Source organism: uncultured Bacteroides sp. (assembly GCF_902491285.1).
Lineage (GTDB): Bacteria > Bacteroidota > Bacteroidia > Bacteroidales > Bacteroidaceae > Bacteroides.
This window is the reverse complement of sequence record NZ_CABUHK010000065.1, coordinates 14973-33190: the sequence shown is the minus strand read 5'-3', so window position 1 is coordinate 33190 and position 18218 is coordinate 14973. Positions and strand designations below refer to the sequence as shown.

General features: G+C 44.2%; 12 protein-coding genes and 1 pseudogene. 10 read left to right on the top strand and 3 right to left on the bottom strand.

What is annotated here, in order from left to right; all coding sequences use genetic code 11:
- The 6 genes and pseudogenes from RDN93_RS15835 to RDN93_RS15810 all read left to right on the top strand — a co-directional run.
- Positions 1-470, top strand: a pseudogene (locus RDN93_RS15835) (translation initiation factor IF-2); the annotation flags it as partial.
- A gap of 113 nt (positions 471-583) precedes the next feature.
- Positions 584-1114: a CvpA family protein gene (locus RDN93_RS15830; RefSeq protein ID WP_308746414.1), complete on the top strand. Its 531-nt coding sequence runs from the start codon at positions 584-586 to the stop codon at positions 1112-1114.
- Positions 1092-2546, top strand: coding sequence for a Fe-S cluster assembly protein SufB (gene sufB / locus RDN93_RS15825; RefSeq protein WP_308746413.1), 1455 nt, complete (start codon positions 1092-1094; stop codon positions 2544-2546). The genes RDN93_RS15830 and sufB overlap by 23 nt, the downstream gene beginning before the upstream one ends.
- A 109-nt stretch (positions 2547-2655) precedes the next feature.
- The gene (sufC, locus tag RDN93_RS15820) at positions 2656-3408 is read left to right on the top strand and encodes a Fe-S cluster assembly ATPase SufC (protein WP_024986010.1); all 753 of its coding nucleotides are present in this window, start codon (positions 2656-2658) and stop codon (positions 3406-3408) included.
- Positions 3409-3497: 89 nt separating this feature from the next.
- Positions 3498-4841, top strand: coding sequence for a Fe-S cluster assembly protein SufD (sufD, locus tag RDN93_RS15815; RefSeq protein ID WP_308746412.1), 1344 nt, complete (start codon positions 3498-3500; stop codon positions 4839-4841).
- A gap of 19 nt (positions 4842-4860) precedes the next feature.
- On the top strand, positions 4861-6072 hold the full coding sequence (locus tag RDN93_RS15810) for a cysteine desulfurase (RefSeq protein WP_308746411.1): 1212 nt from the start codon (positions 4861-4863) through the stop codon (positions 6070-6072).
- Between the two features lie 223 nt (positions 6073-6295).
- Here the strand turns inward: RDN93_RS15810 and RDN93_RS15805 are convergent, their stop codons facing one another.
- Complete coding sequence (locus tag RDN93_RS15805) at positions 6296-8485, bottom strand: alpha-galactosidase (RefSeq protein ID WP_308746410.1); 2190 nt, start codon at positions 8483-8485, stop codon at positions 6296-6298.
- Positions 8486-8764: 279 nt separating this feature from the next.
- Here RDN93_RS15805 and RDN93_RS15800 point away from each other — a divergent pair, with 279 nt between their 5' ends.
- The 3 genes from RDN93_RS15800 (at position 8765) to RDN93_RS15790 (ending at position 13315) form a co-directional block, all read left to right on the top strand.
- Positions 8765-10969, top strand: a complete 2205-nt coding sequence (locus RDN93_RS15800) for a sodium-translocating pyrophosphatase (protein ID WP_308746409.1) — start codon at positions 8765-8767, stop codon at positions 10967-10969.
- Positions 10970-11081: 112 nt separating this feature from the next.
- Positions 11082-11684, top strand: a complete 603-nt coding sequence (locus RDN93_RS15795) for a ribonuclease HII (RefSeq protein WP_308746408.1) — start codon at positions 11082-11084, stop codon at positions 11682-11684.
- Positions 11685-11863: 179 nt separating this feature from the next.
- The gene (locus RDN93_RS15790; RefSeq protein ID WP_308746407.1) at positions 11864-13315 is read left to right on the top strand and encodes a DUF5723 family protein; all 1452 of its coding nucleotides are present in this window, start codon (positions 11864-11866) and stop codon (positions 13313-13315) included.
- Positions 13316-13428: 113 nt separating this feature from the next.
- Here RDN93_RS15790 and RDN93_RS15785 read toward each other — a convergent pair whose 3' ends face one another.
- Together RDN93_RS15785 and RDN93_RS15780 are read right to left on the bottom strand one after the other, a co-directional pair.
- Positions 13429-14358, bottom strand: a complete 930-nt coding sequence (locus RDN93_RS15785; RefSeq protein ID WP_308746406.1) for a magnesium transporter CorA family protein — start codon at positions 14356-14358, stop codon at positions 13429-13431.
- Positions 14359-14606: 248 nt separating this feature from the next.
- A complete protein-coding gene (locus tag RDN93_RS15780; protein ID WP_308746405.1) occupies positions 14607-16517 on the bottom strand; it encodes a thioredoxin family protein in 1911 nt (636 codons plus the stop codon).
- Positions 16518-16667: 150 nt separating this feature from the next.
- Here RDN93_RS15780 and gpmI point away from each other — a divergent pair, with 150 nt between their 5' ends.
- A complete protein-coding gene (gene gpmI, locus RDN93_RS15775; protein WP_308746404.1) occupies positions 16668-18182 on the top strand; it encodes a 2,3-bisphosphoglycerate-independent phosphoglycerate mutase in 1515 nt (504 codons plus the stop codon).
- Positions 18183-18218: the final 36 nt, after the last annotated feature.

Below are 18218 nucleotides of genomic sequence, written 5' to 3'. Positions count from 1 at the left end.
CTCTGGCTGCCGCTTCGGATGCGATTATCGTCGGATTCCAGGTACGTCCTTCGGGAGCTGCCGGCAAGATGGCGGATCAGGAAGGTGTTGATATCCGTAAGTACTCTGTCATCTACGATGCAATTGAAGAGGTGAAGGCTGCTATGGAAGGTATGTTGGCACCGGAAGTGAAGGAGCAGATTACTGCGACAATCGAAATCCGCGAGGTGTTCAACATCACGAAAGTGGGGCTTGTGGCCGGTGCAATGGTGAAGACTGGAAAGGTGAAACGCAGCGACAAGGCTCGTTTGATTCGCGATGGTATCGTTATCTTTACCGGAAACATCAATGCGTTGAAACGTTTCAAGGACGATGTGAAGGAAGTAGGTACGAACTTCGAATGCGGTATCAGTCTGGTGAACTGCAACGACATGAAGGTAGGCGACATGATTGAGACGTTCGAAGAAATTGAAGTGAAACAGACACTGTAATAAAGCAGTGCTGAATCTATATCAGGCACGGGTTACGCGGATTTCACGGTTCTTTAATAAATCCGTGTAGTCCGTGAAATCCGTGCCTGAATTATATAATAGAGCAGAACAATATGGCAACGATTGACATAGTAATCCTTATTATAGTAGGTGCAGGGGCGATAGTGGGCTTTATAAAAGGCTTCATTCGCCAGTTGGCTTCTATTTTGGGATTGATAGTCGGACTGATGGCGGCAAAAGCTTTGTACGCTTCTTTGGCGGAGAAACTTTGCCCGACAGTGACCGATTCGATGACGGTTGCGCAGGTGCTGGCTTTTATTATGATTTGGATTGCTGTTCCGTTGATTTTTGTACTGGTTGCTTCGTTGTTGACGAGGGCTATGAAAGCAATTTCGCTGGACTGGCTGAACCGCTGGCTGGGAAGCGGACTCGGAGCACTTAAATTCCTGCTGTTAACAAGTGTAGTGATAGGTGCGATAGAGTTCATAGATGGCGATAATAAGTTAATTAGTGCAACAAAAAAGGAGGAGTCTTTGTTATATTATCCGATGGAAACGTTTGCGGGGATATTTTTCCCTGCCGCAAAGAATATGACGCAACAATATATATTAGAGAATAAAGATGCAACAAGAAGAACCCAATAAATATGTAAAGGAACTGACGCAGGAGAAGTACAAATACGGCTTCACTACGGAGGTGCATACAGACATCATTGAGCGTGGACTCAATGAGGATGTGATTCGTTTGATTTCATCGAAAAAGGACGAACCGGAGTGGCTGCTGGAGTTCCGCCTGAAAGCGTACCGCCATTGGCTGACGCTGGAGATGCCTGCCTGGGCACATCTCCGTATTCCTGAGATTGATTATCAGGCTATCTCTTACTATGCCGACCCGACAAAGAAAAAGGAAGGTCCGAAGAGTATGGAAGAAGTAGACCCTGAGCTGATAAAAACATTTAATAAGCTGGGAATCCCTTTGGAAGAGCAGATGGCCCTTAGCGGAATGGCGGTGGATGCCGTGATGGACTCCGTTTCCGTAAAGACCACTTTCAAGGAGACGCTGATGGAGAAAGGGATTATTTTCTGCTCGTTCAGCGAAGCAGTGCGGGAGCATCCTGATTTGGTGAAGAAATATATGGGGTCGGTAGTGGGTTACCGTGACAATTTCTTTGCTGCATTGAACTCTGCTGTGTTCTCGGACGGTTCTTTCGTATATATTCCGAAAGGTGTGCGCTGTCCGATGGAGCTTTCTACGTATTTCCGTATCAACGCCCGCAATACGGGACAGTTTGAGCGTACGTTGATTGTGGCGGATGATGATTCTTATGTTTCTTATCTGGAAGGCTGTACGGCCCCGATGCGTGATGAAAATCAATTGCATGCCGCTATTGTGGAAATCATTGTACACGACCGTGCCGAAGTGAAATACAGTACTGTTCAGAACTGGTATCCGGGAGATGCCGAGGGTAAGGGTGGTGTCTATAACTTTGTGACAAAGCGCGGCAACTGTAAAGGGGTGGACAGCAAACTGTCCTGGACGCAGGTGGAAACCGGTTCGGCGATTACCTGGAAATATCCTTCCTGTATCCTGACAGGAGACAACTCGACGGCCGAATTCTATTCCGTAGCGGTGACGAACAACTACCAGCAGGCAGATACCGGCACGAAGATGATTCACTTGGGCAAGAATACCCGCAGTACGATTGTGAGTAAGGGTATCTCCGCCGGACATAGCGAAAACTCTTATCGCGGACTGGTACGTGTGGCGGAGAAAGCGGATAATGCCCGCAATTACAGCCAGTGTGACTCTCTGTTGCTGGGAGACAAGTGTGGTGCGCATACCTTCCCCTATATGGACGTTCACAACGAGACGGCGGTAGTGGAGCATGAAGCTACGACAAGCAAGATTAGTGAAGACCAGATATTCTATTGCAATCAGCGCGGTATTCCCACGGAAGATGCTATCGGACTGATTGTGAACGGATATGCGAAAGAAGTATTGAATAAGCTTCCGATGGAATTTGCAGTAGAAGCACAGAAGTTGCTTGCCATTTCGTTGGAAGGAAGTGTGGGGTAATTTACTATTTGGCAATTTACGGTTTACTATTTGGCTGCGCGCTTATTGGAGGTAAATTGTCGGTAGTATAGGTTTTTATATAGTAAATGGATAAATAGTAAATATAATCATGTTAGAAATAAAAGACCTGCATGCCAGCATTAATGGCAAAGAGATATTGAAAGGTATCAACCTGACGGTGAAGCCGGGCGAAGTACACGCAATCATGGGACCGAACGGCTCCGGTAAGAGTACACTTTCTTCTGTCCTGGTAGGTAATCCTGCTTTTGAGGTAACGAAAGGTTCAGTCACTTTTTATGGGAAGAATCTCTTGGAACTGAGTCCCGAAGACCGTAGCCACGAAGGTATTTTCCTTAGTTTCCAGTATCCGGTGGAAATTCCGGGAGTAAGCATGGTGAACTTTATGCGTGCTGCCGTGAACGAGCAACGCAAATATAAAGGTCTGCCCGCACTGACTGCCAGTGAGTTTCTGAAACTGATGCGTGAGAAACGTGCGGTTGTTGAACTGGACAACAAACTGGCTAACCGTTCGGTGAACGAAGGTTTCTCCGGTGGTGAAAAGAAACGGAACGAGATTTTCCAGATGGCAATGCTTGAGCCGCGCCTGAGTATTCTTGACGAAACAGACTCCGGGCTGGATATTGATGCGCTCCGTATCGTGGCGGAAGGGGTGAATAAGTTGAAGACTCCCGATACAAGCACGATTGTCATCACTCACTACCAACGTCTGCTCGACTATATCAAACCGGATATTGTACATGTACTTTATAAAGGTCGTATCGTGAAAACTGCCGGTCCGGAACTTGCTCTGGAACTGGAAGAAAAGGGATATGATTGGATTAAGAAAGAAGTAGGAGAATAATATTAGGTACGGATTACATCGTTTTCGCTTATGTGTTTTTAAACCATGAAATCTGTGTAATCTGTGCCTGAAGATAAAAAATGTGAACTATGATAGTTGAACAGCAATATATAGAACTTTTCTCACAGACGGAAGCCATGATTTGCAAGCATAGCGCCGAAGCGCTGAATGCCCCTCGTGCTGCTGCCTTTGCTGATTTTGAGCGAATAGGGTTTCCGACACGTAAGATGGAAAAGTACAAATATACGGATGTGAGCAAGTATTTCGAGCCGGATTTCGGCTTGAATCTGAACCGTCTGCCTATTCCGGTCAACCCGTATGAAGTGTTTAAGTGTGACGTCCCGAATATGAGTACCGCTCTTTATTTCGTGGTCAACGATGCATTTTATAATAAAGCGCTTCCTAAAGCTCATTTGCCGGAAGGCGTTATTTTCGGCAGCTTGAAAGAGGTAGCCGAACAGCATCCGGAACTCGTGAAGAAGTATTACGGCAAACTGGCGGATACGTCCAAGGATGGCGTAACCGCTTTCAATACAACTTTTACACAAGACGGGGTTATCTTTTATGTGCCGAAGAATGTAGTCGTGGAAAAGCCCGTTCAATTAGTGAATATCCTGCGTGCGGACGTTAACTTTATGGTAAACCGCCGTGTGTTGATTATTCTGGAAGACGGAGCGCAAGCCCGTCTGCTGATTTGCGACCATGCGATGGACAATGTGAATTTCCTTGCCACGCAAGTGATTGAAGTTTTTGCCGGAGAAAATACGGTATTCGATATGTACGAGTTGGAAGAAACACATACAAGTACCGTCCGCATCAGCAACCTGTATGTGAAACAGGAAGCCAACAGCAATGTTCTGCTGAATGGCATGACTCTTCACAATGGTACCACCCGCAATACCACCGAAGTATTGCTGGCAGGCGAAGGTGCTGAAATAAACCTTTGCGGTATGGCAATTGCCGATAAGAACCAGCATATTGACAACAATACAAGTATTGACCATGCCGTGCCGAATTGCACCAGCAACGAATTGTTTAAATACGTTCTCGACGACCAGTCGGTAGGCGCATTCGCCGGACTGGTACTGGTACGTCCTGACGCGCAACATACAAACTCCCAACAGACCAACCGGAATCTCTGTGCCACGCGCGATGCCCGTATGTACACGCAACCTCAGTTGGAAATCTATGCCGATGATGTGAAATGTTCACATGGAGCAACCGTAGGTCAGTTGGATGAAAATGCATTGTTTTATATGCGTTCGCGAGGAATTGCAGAGAAAGAAGCCCGTTTGTTGCTTATGTTTGCGTTTGTCAATGAAGTCATTGATACGATTCGTATGGATGCACTGAAAGACCGCCTGCATCTGTTGGTGGAGAAGCGTTTCCGTGGCGAGTTGAACAGATGTCAGGGTTGTGCAATCTGTAAATGATGATTAATCACTAAGAAACATGGATATTCAAAAGATACGTGAGGACTTTCCGATATTGAGTCGTACGGTTTATGGTAAGCCTCTGGTTTATTTCGACAACGGTGCGACGACGCAGAAACCCCGTCTGGTAGTCGATGCGTTGGTAGACGAGTATTATTCCGTGAATGCCAATGTGCATCGCGGCGTACATTATCTCTCCCAACAGGCTACGGAACTGCATGAAGCTTCCCGCGAGACAGTGCGCCGGTTTATCAATGCCGGTAGCACGAGTGAAGTCGTATTTACCCGTGGAACGACGGAGAGCATCAACCTGCTTGTCTCCAGCTTTGGTGATGAATTTATGGAAGAGGGCGATGAAGTCATCCTCTCGGTGATGGAACACCACAGCAATATCGTCCCCTGGCAACTGCTGGCCGCCCGCAAAGGTATTGCTATCAAAGTGATTCCGATGAACGACAAAGGCGAACTGTTGTTGGACGAATATGAGAAACTTTTCTCTGAACGCACGAAGATTGTCAGCGTAGTCCAAGTTTCCAACGTCTTGGGTACGGTAAATCCTGTGAAGGAAATGATTGCGACAGCCCACGCCCACGGCGTACCTTTCCTGGTAGATGCCGCCCAATCCATCCCTCACATGAAAGTGGACGTACAGGATTTGGATGCCGACTTTCTGGTATTCTCAGCTCATAAGGTATATGGCCCGACCGGTGTCGGCGTACTTTATGGAAAAGAAGAGTGGTTGGATCGCCTGCCGCCTTATCAGGGTGGCGGAGAGATGATTCAGCACGTCTCTTTTGAGAAAACGACTTTCAACGAACTGCCTTTCAAGTTTGAAGCCGGTACGCCCGATTATATAGGAACCACCGGACTGGCAAAAGCACTCGACTATGTGAACGGTATCGGTATGGAGCAGATTGCGAAGCACGAACACGAGCTGACCACCTATGCCCTGCAACGCCTGAAAGAAATACCGGATATGCGTATATTCGGTGAAGCCGCCAACAGGGGAGCAGTTATCTCTTTTCTGGTAGGTAATATCCATCATTTCGACTTGGGTACTTTGCTTGACCGTTTGGGGATTGCCGTCCGTACGGGACATCATTGTGCGCAGCCCTTGATGCAGAGGCTCGGCATTGAAGGTACAGTCAGGGCTTCGTTCGCCATGTATAATACGAAAGCAGAAGTTGACACATTAGTGTCGGGAATCGAACGCGTCAGCCGTATGTTTTAAGATATAAATCGCTGTTTCTGTGAGAAATGGCGATTTTTTTATTCTTTAACTAAAAAAGAAGCCTTCAAGTGCAGTGATTTGAAGTTTCGAGCGTCTAATAGTAAAAACAAGAATATTCGGAGGGTCGTGAGACTATGCTTATATTATAAATTCTCTCTCTTTAACATTAATGGCAGCTATATCGTAAAAAGTTACGGTATAGCTGCAATTTTTTTGTTTCTTTTTATTCCGCAGTCAGCTCAATCACACGACTGAAAGCCTGATTGGTAGTGAAAGCATGGATGCCCACTTTCATCAGATAGTCGCCGGAGTAAGTTTGTTCGTTGGCGGATAGGCTCGACTTCTTGTTTGGCATCAGATTGATTTCTTTCACCTTATACATTTTCTTCGCATCCAATCCCTGAAGTTTCACAGGAAGCAGCTTCTCGGCATAACGCGGATGAATGTCATAAGTATAAAGAACAGCTTTATTCTTATCCGGGGAGGCATACATCACCGACATATGATTGCCGTCATAAGGAGAAACCAGCCTGTATTGGTCACCGTCAAGGATTACTTTCTTCAGACGTGTCCAGTTGGCAACTGCATCCTGGCAGTAAACCTGTTCGTCCGCATTCAGTTCTTTCAGTCCGAGGTCGAAGCCAAGTTTGCACATACTGGCTACGTCGGTACGGAATTTCACGCTTGTTTTCTTGTTCCAGCTAGTCACGTGTGCGGACATCGCTTTAGCGGGGAAGATTTGTGAGAATCCCCATTGGATAAACAGACGTTCTATCGGGTCGGTATTATCACTGCACCAGAACTCAGTGAAATATTTCAAGGCTTCGTAGTCGCAACGCGCGCCGCCGCCGGAGCAAAGCATCATCGGTGTATTGGGGTATTTCTCTTTTACACGTTTCAGCACATTGTATATGCCGCGTACATGGTCGATGTAAAGCTGTCCCTGTTTGTTTTTCAGGTAAGGAGAGTAGATATTGGTGATAGGTGAGTTGCAGTCCCATTTGAAATAGGCGACTTCCGGGTTCTCGGTCAGGATATTGTCTACTACACCGAAAACAAAGTCCTGAACTTTCGGATTGCTGAGGTCGAGAACCAATTGGTTGCGGTAGTAATAAGTTTCACGGTTCGGCAGGGTGATAGCCCAGTCGGGATGTTTCTCGAAGAGTTCGCTTTTCGGGTTCACCATTTCCGGTTCAATCCAGATACCGAATTTCACTCCGGCTTCTTTGGCCGAATTTATAAGAGCAGGGATACCGCCGGGCAGTTTGGATTTCATCACTTCCCAGTCACCCAGTCCGGCATTGTCGCTGTTGCGAGGGTGCTTGTTCCCAAACCAGCCGTCGTCGAGCAGGAACATGTCTACACCGAGGTGTTTGGCTTCCTTCATTAGTTCGGAGAGTAATTCTTCATTGAATTTGAAGTAAGTATTTTCCCAGTTGTTCAGTAAGGTAAGGCGGTCGCCTTGTCCGTCTTTCAGTTGGTAGTTGCGAGCCCAGGCGTGAAGGTTACGGCTGGCTTCGCCTGTACCATTATTGCTGAAAGTGAACATAAACTCGGGAGTCGTGAATACTTCGTTCGCTTTCAATTCATAATCGGATGCATAAGGATTGATGGCGGGGATAACACGAAGATTACCGACGTTGTCTACTTCAAAAGTAAACTGGAAGTTTCCTGTCCATCCGATAGTGCCCAGCATCACGCGCCCTTGCATTTCCTGTGCCGGTTGTCCCAATCCGAGTTCAAAGAACGGATGTGTGTGCATGGCGGCACGGCTGCCCAACTTCGTGTCAATCACCTTTTTGCCGAACTGCAACTGCTGGCTGCTCATTTGAGCTTCTTTTGCCCAGTCGCTGCTGAATTCAGTGAGGAAATAGTCGGAATCGGAGAAATAAAGCATTGTGGAAGCATAGCGCCACAGAGTGACGGGCTTCTTTTCGTTATGTTTGATTTCGCTCCATGTCTTGATGACATTTTCTTTCGGATAAGCGATGTAGTGCAGCGTTACTTCTACCGGATACTGGTCGTCTTTGAGGTTGATAATGGTCTCCGTTCCGCCTGTCACAGCTTTCTGTTCCGAAGATACATAGCGGAGAATCGTACTCGGATTGCCATCGCTATGGGTGATAGCTACTGCCGGTTCAAAATAATCCTCGGCGCCGGAGCCCGGATATACTTCCCAGCCTCGTGTAGAAACGCTGCCGTCGCTGCCGCCTTTTACGTAAGGAGAGAAATTATTGATATCCTGCTTGTTCAGTAATTTGTCGCCCAGGTAAGCCTGATAAAGCCGTCCGTTGGGAGCCACTTGAAGGATTAAATCCGTGTTATCCGTTGAGATGTGGATAACGTTTCTTTCCTGGGCGTTCACTTGCGCCATTGTAAACAAGGCCATTAGTAGTAGAAATAGTTTCTTCATGGTGTTTTGAGTAATAATTAATAGGGTATTAGTTAGTTTACGGACATAAAAATGCTCAAAGATAGGAATAATTTATAATGTATAAGTTCGAATTTAATACTGGCGCTAAATTCTATGGTAAATGGGCGTAAATAATTCCCATTCATATTGTTTCAGGCATATTGCTCTGCTTCCTCTTTGGAAACGGGCGGTATTCTATCAGAAATATTCTTTCTTACTTGCTTTTTTCGTTTGATTTCCATAATTTTAGCCACCGTAAACCCTTTAAAAATTAATCCTATGGATAGCATTCTTTTTTGGCTGGTTCCGGTTGCTTCCGTGTTAGCCCTCTGCTTTGCTTATTATTTTCATAAGCAAATGATGAAGGAGAGTGAAGGTACTCCCCAAATGATAAAAATTGCCGCTGCCGTGCGCAAAGGCGCTATGTCTTACCTGAGACAGCAATACAAGATTGTAGGCTGGGTATTCTTGGGACTGGTAATTTTGTTCTCAATTATGGCTTATGGCTTTCACGTTCAGAATGCATGGGTTCCCATCGCTTTCCTGACAGGTGGTTTCTTCTCCGGTCTTTCCGGTTTTCTGGGGATGAAAACGGCAACTTACGCATCGGCACGTACCGCCAATGCAGCGCGTAGCTCGTTGAACTCAGGATTGAGAATCGCTTTCCGAAGCGGTGCGGTGATGGGGCTTGTTGTAGTCGGTCTTGGTTTGCTCGATATTTCTTTCTGGTACTTGTTGCTGAACGCAGTGATTCCTGCCGATGCGCTCACGCCTACTCATAAACTCTGTGTGATTACCACTACAATGCTTACTTTCGGTATGGGAGCTTCTACTCAGGCACTTTTTGCCCGTGTCGGTGGTGGTATCTATACAAAGGCTGCCGATGTCGGAGCCGACCTAGTGGGTAAGGTGGAAGCCGGAATCCCCGAAGACGACCCGCGCAACCCTGCCACTATTGCCGATAATGTAGGTGATAACGTAGGTGACGTAGCCGGTATGGGAGCCGATTTATATGAATCTTACTGTGGTTCTATCCTGGCAACGGCGGCCTTGGGTGCTGCCGCCTTTATCCATTCTGCGGATACAGTGATGCAGTTCAAAGCTGTTATTGCTCCGATGTTGATTGCGGCTGTAGGCATTATCCTTTCTATTATAGGTATATTTGCTGTCCGTACCAAAGAGAACGCGAAGATGAAAGACTTGCTGGGCTCGTTGGCATTCGGTACAAACCTAAGTTCTGTGCTTATCGTCATTGCTACGTTCCTTATACTGTGGCTTTTGCAACTCGATAACTGGGCGCTGATTTCTTGTGCCGTAGTAGTCGGTCTGGTAGTCGGCATTGTCATCGGACGTTCTACGGAATATTATACTTCCCAGTCTTATCGTCCCACTCAGAAACTGAGTGAAAGCGGCAAGACCGGCTCTGCCACGGTGATTATCTCCGGCATCGGTCTGGGTATGCTTTCTACAGCTATTCCTGTGATTGCCGTGGTCGTGGGCATCATTGCTTCTTATTTGTTGGCTTCCGGCGGTGATTTCGACAATGTCGGTATGGGCTTGTATGGAATCGGTATTGCTGCTGTCGGTATGCTTTCCACACTAGGTATTACATTGGCAACGGATGCCTACGGTCCGATAGCCGATAATGCAGGCGGTAATGCGGAAATGGCAGGCTTGGGTGAGGAAGTCCGCAAACGTACTGATGCACTCGACTCTCTCGGAAATACGACTGCTGCGACAGGAAAAGGTTTTGCAATCGGATCTGCTGCATTGACCGGTTTGGCTTTGTTGGCATCGTATATTGAAGAAATACGCATCGGATTGACCCGTCTCGGGAGTGTGGACTTGACTTTCCCGGACGGAAATTCAATCAGTGTGGCAAATGCTACTTTCATTGACTTTATGAACTATTATGAAGTGAACTTGATGAATCCGAAAGTCCTTTCGGGTATGTTCCTAGGTTCGATGATGGCTTTCCTGTTCTGTGGCTTGACGATGAATGCGGTAGGACGTGCTGCAGGGCATATGGTGGACGAAGTGCGCCGCCAATTCCGTGAAATAAAAGGTATCCTGACAGGAGAAGCGGAACCGGATTACGAACGCTGTGTCGAAATCTCGACAAAGGGGGCACAACGCGAAATGGTTGTCCCTTCTCTGATTGCTATTATTGCTCCTATCTTGACAGGACTCATCTTCGGCGTTCCCGGTGTACTCGGTCTGTTGATTGGTGGTCTGAGCAGTGGTTTCGTATTGGCTATCTTCATGGCTAATGCTGGCGGTGCATGGGATAACGCAAAGAAATATGTGGAAGAAGGCAATTTCGGCGGCAAAGGCAGCGAAGTCCATAAAGCAACCGTAGTCGGTGACACGGTAGGCGACCCGTTTAAAGATACATCCGGCCCCAGCTTGAATATCCTGATAAAGCTGATGAGCATGGTGGCCATTGTGATGGCAGGGCTCACTGTTGCCTGGAGTTTGTTTTAAAAAGTAAGGAATAACCAAGAAAAAGGAGACAGAAAACGAGTCTCCTTTTTTTATTTCCTTTACCTTTGTGCTTGAATAAAAATAATTTGTACCTGAATAAAAAACAATAAAGATGCTATTACCTTATCTAAATGAGAATCTGATTGAAGCAGGATGCGATGAGGCTGGTCGTGGCTGTCTGGCAGGTGCGGTATATGCCGCTGCTGTGATTCTTCCGAAAGACTTTAAAAATGAGTTGTTGAATGACTCTAAGCAATTAACGGAAAAACAACGCTACGCATTGCGTGAGGTAATAGAAAAGGAAGCAATAGCCTGGGCGGTTGGTGTCGTTTCACCGGAAGAAATAGATGAGATAAATATCCTGCGTGCTTCTTTCTTGGCCATGCACCGTGCTGTCGACCAACTGGCTGTCCGTCCGCAGCATTTGTTAATTGATGGAAACCGTTTTAATAAATATCCTGATATTCCTCATACCACAGTAATAAAGGGAGATGGGAAATATCTTTCGATTGCAGCCGCATCTATTTTAGCCAAAACTTATAGAGACGACTATATGAACCGTCTCCACAAGGAATATCCGTTTTACGATTGGAATCATAATAAAGGTTACCCGACTAAGAAACACCGTGCTGCCATTGCCGAACGTGGGACAACTCCTTATCATCGTTTAACGTTTAATCTGTTGGGAGACGGACAACTTTCTTTGGGATTCTAGGGCTATTTGTTCTCTCCGGACTTATAATTTCTACATTTTTTTGCAGAATAAGCACGATTTTGTTACACATAACCGTGATTTTGTCCTGTTTAGGATGAAAAGTGTTGTTTAGTGCTTTTAATTGTTATTAAAATGCTATATATTTGCAAACGGTAACAAGAATTAAAAAGTTTAAAATCATGGCAACAAACAAGCTATTATGCTCTTTTAGAATTATTGGGGTGTTTTCTATCATGTTGATTTGCGCTCTTTCTGCAAATGCACAGTTCTTACGTACTTCTTATTTTATGGAAGGTGTTCATTATCGGCAACAACTAAATCCGGCTTTATCACCGGGGCGTGGATACTTTAATCTTCCTGTAATTGGTTCTTTTAATGTTTCTGCATCTTCTAAATCTTTTGGATATCAAGATATTAAGGATATTATAGATAATAGCGAAGGAAGTGATTACTTTACGAGTGATGATTTTATGAAAAGACTGAAAGATGACAACCAGTTAAATATAAACTTAAATACAGATATATTGTCTGCTGGTTGGTATAAAGGAAGGAACTTTTGGTCTTTTAATGTAGGATTAAGGATGGATATGGGTGCTTCTATTCCTAAATCTATGTTCTCTTTTATGCGTGAAATGAATGGAGTGGATTTTGAAAGTCTTGATTGGAGCAATTTTGACCGCCAGATTGGGAAAGAAAGTTTGGAAATCAATTCTTATGCTGAAATTGGACTAGGATATGCTCGCCAAATAAATGATCGATTAACTGTTGGTGGTAAGCTAAAAGCTTTATTGGGTATTGGTAACTTGAAATTGGATGTTAAGAGTATTGGAGTGAACACTGAATTTAGTGGTGTAACTGCGGATACAGATTGGAGTAATTTGACTCCAGAACAGATTGCCAAGATTCATGGTACTGCCAATATTGATGTAGAAGCGTCATTGGAGAGTTCCTTCAAGGGATTGAATTTGCGCAAAGGTGATGAGGGGTATATTGATGATTTCGATTTTGAAACAGGTGACATGGGAATCGCAGGTTATGGTGCTGCCATCGACTTGGGGGCATCGTATAAACTGTTGGATAACTTGACGGTATCTGCTGCTCTGCTTGATTTAGGCTTTATTTCTTGGTCTAAAGGGAGCACAAGTGTGGCAAGAGCAAATACTGACGGCCTTTCTTTTGATAGTCGTAATGAAGGTGACATTGAGAAATTCGCGGATATTGTGTCTAGCGGTGAAATCTTGAACTATGACATGTTACATATGGAAATGGACGAAACAGGTGCAAAGTCCCGTAAGACTTGGTTGCATTCTACGATGGTGTTTGGTGCTGAATATGCTCTATTGAATAATTGGTTGGTAGTAGGTGCCCTTTCTACAACACGTTTTACAAAACCGAAAACGATGTCTGAACTGACTTTGTCTGCTAATATCCGCCCGAAAAATTATTTCAATTTTGCTGTAAGCTATTCTATGATTCAGAGTGCAGGTAAGTCTGTCGGTTTGGCGTTGAAGTTAGGTCCTCTTTTTGTAGGAACTGATTATATGTTCTTTGGAAATAATACAAAATGCTGTAATGCTTTCTTGGGAGTTTCTATCCCATTGAATAAAAGAAAAGTAAGTAAACAAGGATAAAATAGAATTTAATTTCTCTCTCTAAACATTCTCTTTTAATTAATTCTCTATCGAAGTAAAAACGTATAATGTCAGCCTGTTATCTGTGATTAGATGACAGGCTGTTTTTTATATCAGAACCACTTAATCTTCCGGAATATCACGAATGCCAGCGTAGATAATCCGATGGAGAAGAGTACAATCAGAGAGAAAGCGAAAGGTACTTCTTCCAAATGAATATCCACATTCATGCCATAGAAACTGGCAATCAATGTCGGAAGCATCAGGACTATTGACAAGCTGGTCATGCGTTTCATGATTGTATTCACATTATTCGAGATAATAGAGGCAAAAGCATCCATTGTTCCCGTGAGAATGTCGCTGTAAATATTTACCGTATTAAGCGCCTGTTTCAATTCGATAATTACGTCTTCCACTAATTCCGTATCCAGATAATCCGTATCTTGGAAAATCGTTTTTAACTTGCCTATCATTACTTCATTTCCTCGGATGGAAGTATTGAAATAAACTAATGTCTTCTGTAACCTCATCAGGCGAAGTAGGTCTTCGTTGCGAATACTGCGCTCCAACTCTTTTTCTGCGGCACTGATATCCAGATTGATTTGTTTCAGATATTTCAGAAACCATACGGCAGAAGAGTAGATAAGCCGGAAAATCAGATCGAGCTTATTACGGACAACGATTCCCTTTCTGCGGGTATGCTCGATAAAGTCCGGCAGTAAATCAGTGTTGTAATAACATACGGATACAATGATTTCATTATTTGTGATAATACCAATCGGTACAGTACCGAAAGGCAGACTGCCGTTCTCCTTGCTTTGCACAGGAATACGCAGAATGGTAAGCAGCCAGTTACCCTCCGTATCCGTGCGCGGACGTTCGTCCGTATCGGCAATATCATCAAGAAATGATTCGGGAACATTGAGTGTTTTAGTCAGAAATTCAAAGTCATCATCATTCGGGCATACTACATTTACCCAACTGTTGGGAAGCCATTGTGTCTTTTCCACAAAGCCGACCTCACAATAAAGATACGTTCTCATCTTATTGTCTCCTTTCGTTTGTTTAGCACGAGCAGAGACATCAAAATTCCAATGACTCTGTCCGCTTTAATTAATACTAGTTGTGCACGTTCGTGGGTTTGAATCGTCCATATTTCTATGATTTAATTTAAAAGCGGTGCAAAGGTAGGCAAAATCTAACCGATTATTTGCTTTGCGTCATCTTTTTATACTTTCTTTCAATACAAGCGAGGATTTTTCTGTCATATCTTATACAATTCATTCATATCTTACAATTCATTGGATTTCTTGAAATGTTTCTGTATATACTCCTCAAGCTCCCATGCTGTCGGAGGATTAATTGTCACACTACCATCTTTTTGTATCAATTCATAATGGGGGATGGCGTTGAACTTGAATAATTCGCGGAGATATATGAATTCACTCTCACTGATCCGGTATGAACTTTCTCCTTGCAGATTCTTTGCTACATATTCATCGTATGTTTTCTTCGGGGATGAACGTTCGTCCGTGATATAGATGAACTGGAATTGGGGATGGTTCTTATAGTCTTCACGTAATTGTGCGGTGGCTTCGATACCTTCCCTGCATCCGCCGCAACTTGTAGCCCAAAAGTCGATAAACAACATCTTGCCGGAATGTGCTTTGATGATATTCCGAAAAATTTCAGTAGCTTTTCCTTCCGCTAACTGATAGGTCTTATCAGCTTTCTTTGAAAAGATGTTGTCGAATATACGATTCGTTTCAGCAATCAGAATAGGGTATGTGAGATACTTATTCAGAATATTTATATGTCTCTTTGCTGCGGAAAAGGTATTATATGCTTTTAAATCGAATTGCAAACGGCGTACGAGCGTGGTTTGCCAAAGAAAGCTATTTGTCTGACCGCTTAACAGGTTGATTACTGAATCTCCTTTTGTCAGATATTCTTTGGCTTTATCAAGCGTTTGCCCATCCTGTTTCCTGTTCGAAATGTTCGGTCCCTCTTTGTCTGTAGAAGGAGAGAAAAACTTTTTTTCATAAGCATCGTTCTGAACTTCACGCAGTGGAGGCATGAACTCAAACCGATTGATAAACTCTCTATATCCCTTATCTGCAAGCAATGATTCGTCGTTCAAGGATATATCTTTCAGGAAATCATAATAATCATTTCCCACTTTTATCTTCAATGCCTGATTGGTGGTATCCCGTTCCGCAAAAGCACTCCTATATGCCATAAGGTTTAAAAGAATCTTCCCTTTCTCCAATGCTAACTTGTTTTTAATCAGATGAATCGCTTTGGGAGATGTTGTGTAGATTTGTATTAATGAGTCACCGGTCTGGTTGAGTTTGGCAGATGCAGCTTGTATCTCTTTCTTGAACAGGTCAGGTGAAAATCCGTTTCTTCCTTTTGTAAATACGTCATTATCGTATCTTATTAAATCATTCAGCCTATCATACATTTGTGAAAGGGCGGCAGAAGGTCCCATCATTTTAATGTTATCATAACTGCCTTTGTCATCAACATATATGGATAATGTCTGTCCGGGTTCTATATAAAATGAAATGTGATGGTTACCTATCTGTATGAGATTTTCTATCGGATAATTGAGTACAAGTTTACATTCAAAGCTGCCGTCAGGATTTATGTTGACTATCGTGGGGTAGTCTTCTCTTGTAAGTTCATTACTTATCAATAGGCTGGTAGTAGCCGTTTCAGAATCATGCTTGTCTATATAACCTTGTAGATAAGCGGTATCTTTGCGTATGAATTCTTTAAAGTCCGCTTCAGTTGTCATCAGAGGTTTGTTGTTTGTCTCTTTTGTGTATGGCAGTTCATCGGTGCCTTTGAATTTAATCAGATAATCTCCGTTTGGCTGAGGGGTGAATAATAGCGTCTCTATACCGGAATTTTTCTTGTCTTGTACAGTCAGTTCGATGCAATCGTCTCTTTTGTGTATGCTTTTATTGGTAAACATCCGGTTCTGTATGATGCATACGGAATCGTAGATACCATACTCCCATTGGTTAGGAATATCCGCTCTGAACCAGTTGCCTCTGATTGATTGGAGAGGAGATGTCTCATTTGTGAAATGGGCATTGCCGGTTGTTTGGGCAGGAGAACCATTAATGGTCTGTGCTGTTGAAACGACGGATAATAACAATGCAAAGCTTGCCAGGATTGTTTTCATAACTTTCATGTTTGGAGGTTGTTTCACAAAGAAAGGAAAATGTTTGAGACTTCCTTCGCTCAGCCATTGTAACTTAACATAGATTAAACGTTTACATAACCATCTTTTTCGTACCTTTGCGCCCGAAAATCAGAGTGATAATTTAAATATTGAAATATTATGAGCAAGAAAGCCCTTTTAATGATCCTCGATGGTTGGGGACTAGGCGACCAAAAGAAAGACGACGTAATCTTCAACACTCCCACTCCTTATTGGGATTATCTGACAACTACTTATCCTCACTCTCAGCTTCAGGCAAGTGGTGAAAACGTGGGTTTGCCCGACGGACAGATGGGTAACTCTGAAGTTGGCCACTTGAATATTGGTGCCGGACGCGTGGTTTATCAGGATTTGGTGAAAATCAACCGTGCATGTGCGGACAACAGCATCCTGAAGAATCCTGAAATCGTTTCAGCTTTCTCTTATGCAAAAGAAAACGGAAAGAGCGTTCACTTCATGGGACTGACTTCCAACGGTGGCGTACACAGCTCACTCGTTCACCTCTTCAAACTTTGCGACATCGCTAAAGAATACAATATCGACAATACATTCATCCACTGCTTCATGGATGGTCGTGACACCGACCCGAAGAGCGGTAAAGGCTTTATCGAAGAACTCTCTGCACACTGCGAGAAATCAGCAGGAAAGATTGCTTCTATCATCGGCCGTTACTATGCCATGGATCGTGACAAACGTTGGGAACGCGTAAAAGAAGCGTATGACCTGCTGGTAAACGGTGAAGGAAAGAAAGCTGCCGACATGGTTCAGGCAATGCAGGAATCATATGACGAAGGCGTAACAGACGAATTTATCAAGCCGATTGTCAATGCGAATGTTGACGGAACAATCAAGGAAGGCGATGTCGTTATCTTCTTCAACTACCGTAACGACCGTGCAAAAGAGTTGACTGTCGTACTGACTCAACAAGATATGCCGGAAGCAGGCATGCATACAATTCCGGGTCTGCAATATTACTGCATGACTCCGTACGATGCTTCTTTCAAGGGTGTTCATATCCTGTTCGATAAAGAAAACGTATCCAACACCTTGGGTGAATATCTGTCTGCTAACGGCAAGAGCCAGCTTCATATCGCCGAAACGGAAAAGTATGCTCACGTGACATTCTTCTTCAACGGCGGGCGTGAAACTCCGTTCGACAAAGAAGACCGTATCCTCGTTCCGTCTCCGAAAGTAGCTACTTACGACTTGAAACCGGAAATGAGTGCTTACGAAGTAAAAGATAAATTGGTGGCTGCCATCAACGAAAACAAATATGATTTCATTGTAGTGAACTTCGCTAACGGTGATATGGTAGGTCACACCGGTATTTACGAAGCTATCGAGAAAGCGGTTGTTGCTGTAGATGCTTGCGTGAAAGATGTTATCGAAGCTGCTAAAGCTCAGGATTACGAAGCAATCATCATTGCCGACCATGGTAACGCTGACCATGCTTTGAACGAAGACGGCACTCCGAATACCGCTCACTCCCTGAATCCTGTTCCTTGTATTTACGTAACGGAAAACAAGGCTGCGAAAGTAGAGGACGGTCGTTTGGCTGACGTTGCTCCGACTATCTTGAAAATCATGGGGCTGGAAGTTCCGGCTGAAATGGACGGAAACGTATTGATTAAGTAATTTAGATTTTTATAACCGGGAGGGCGGAGTAGTACT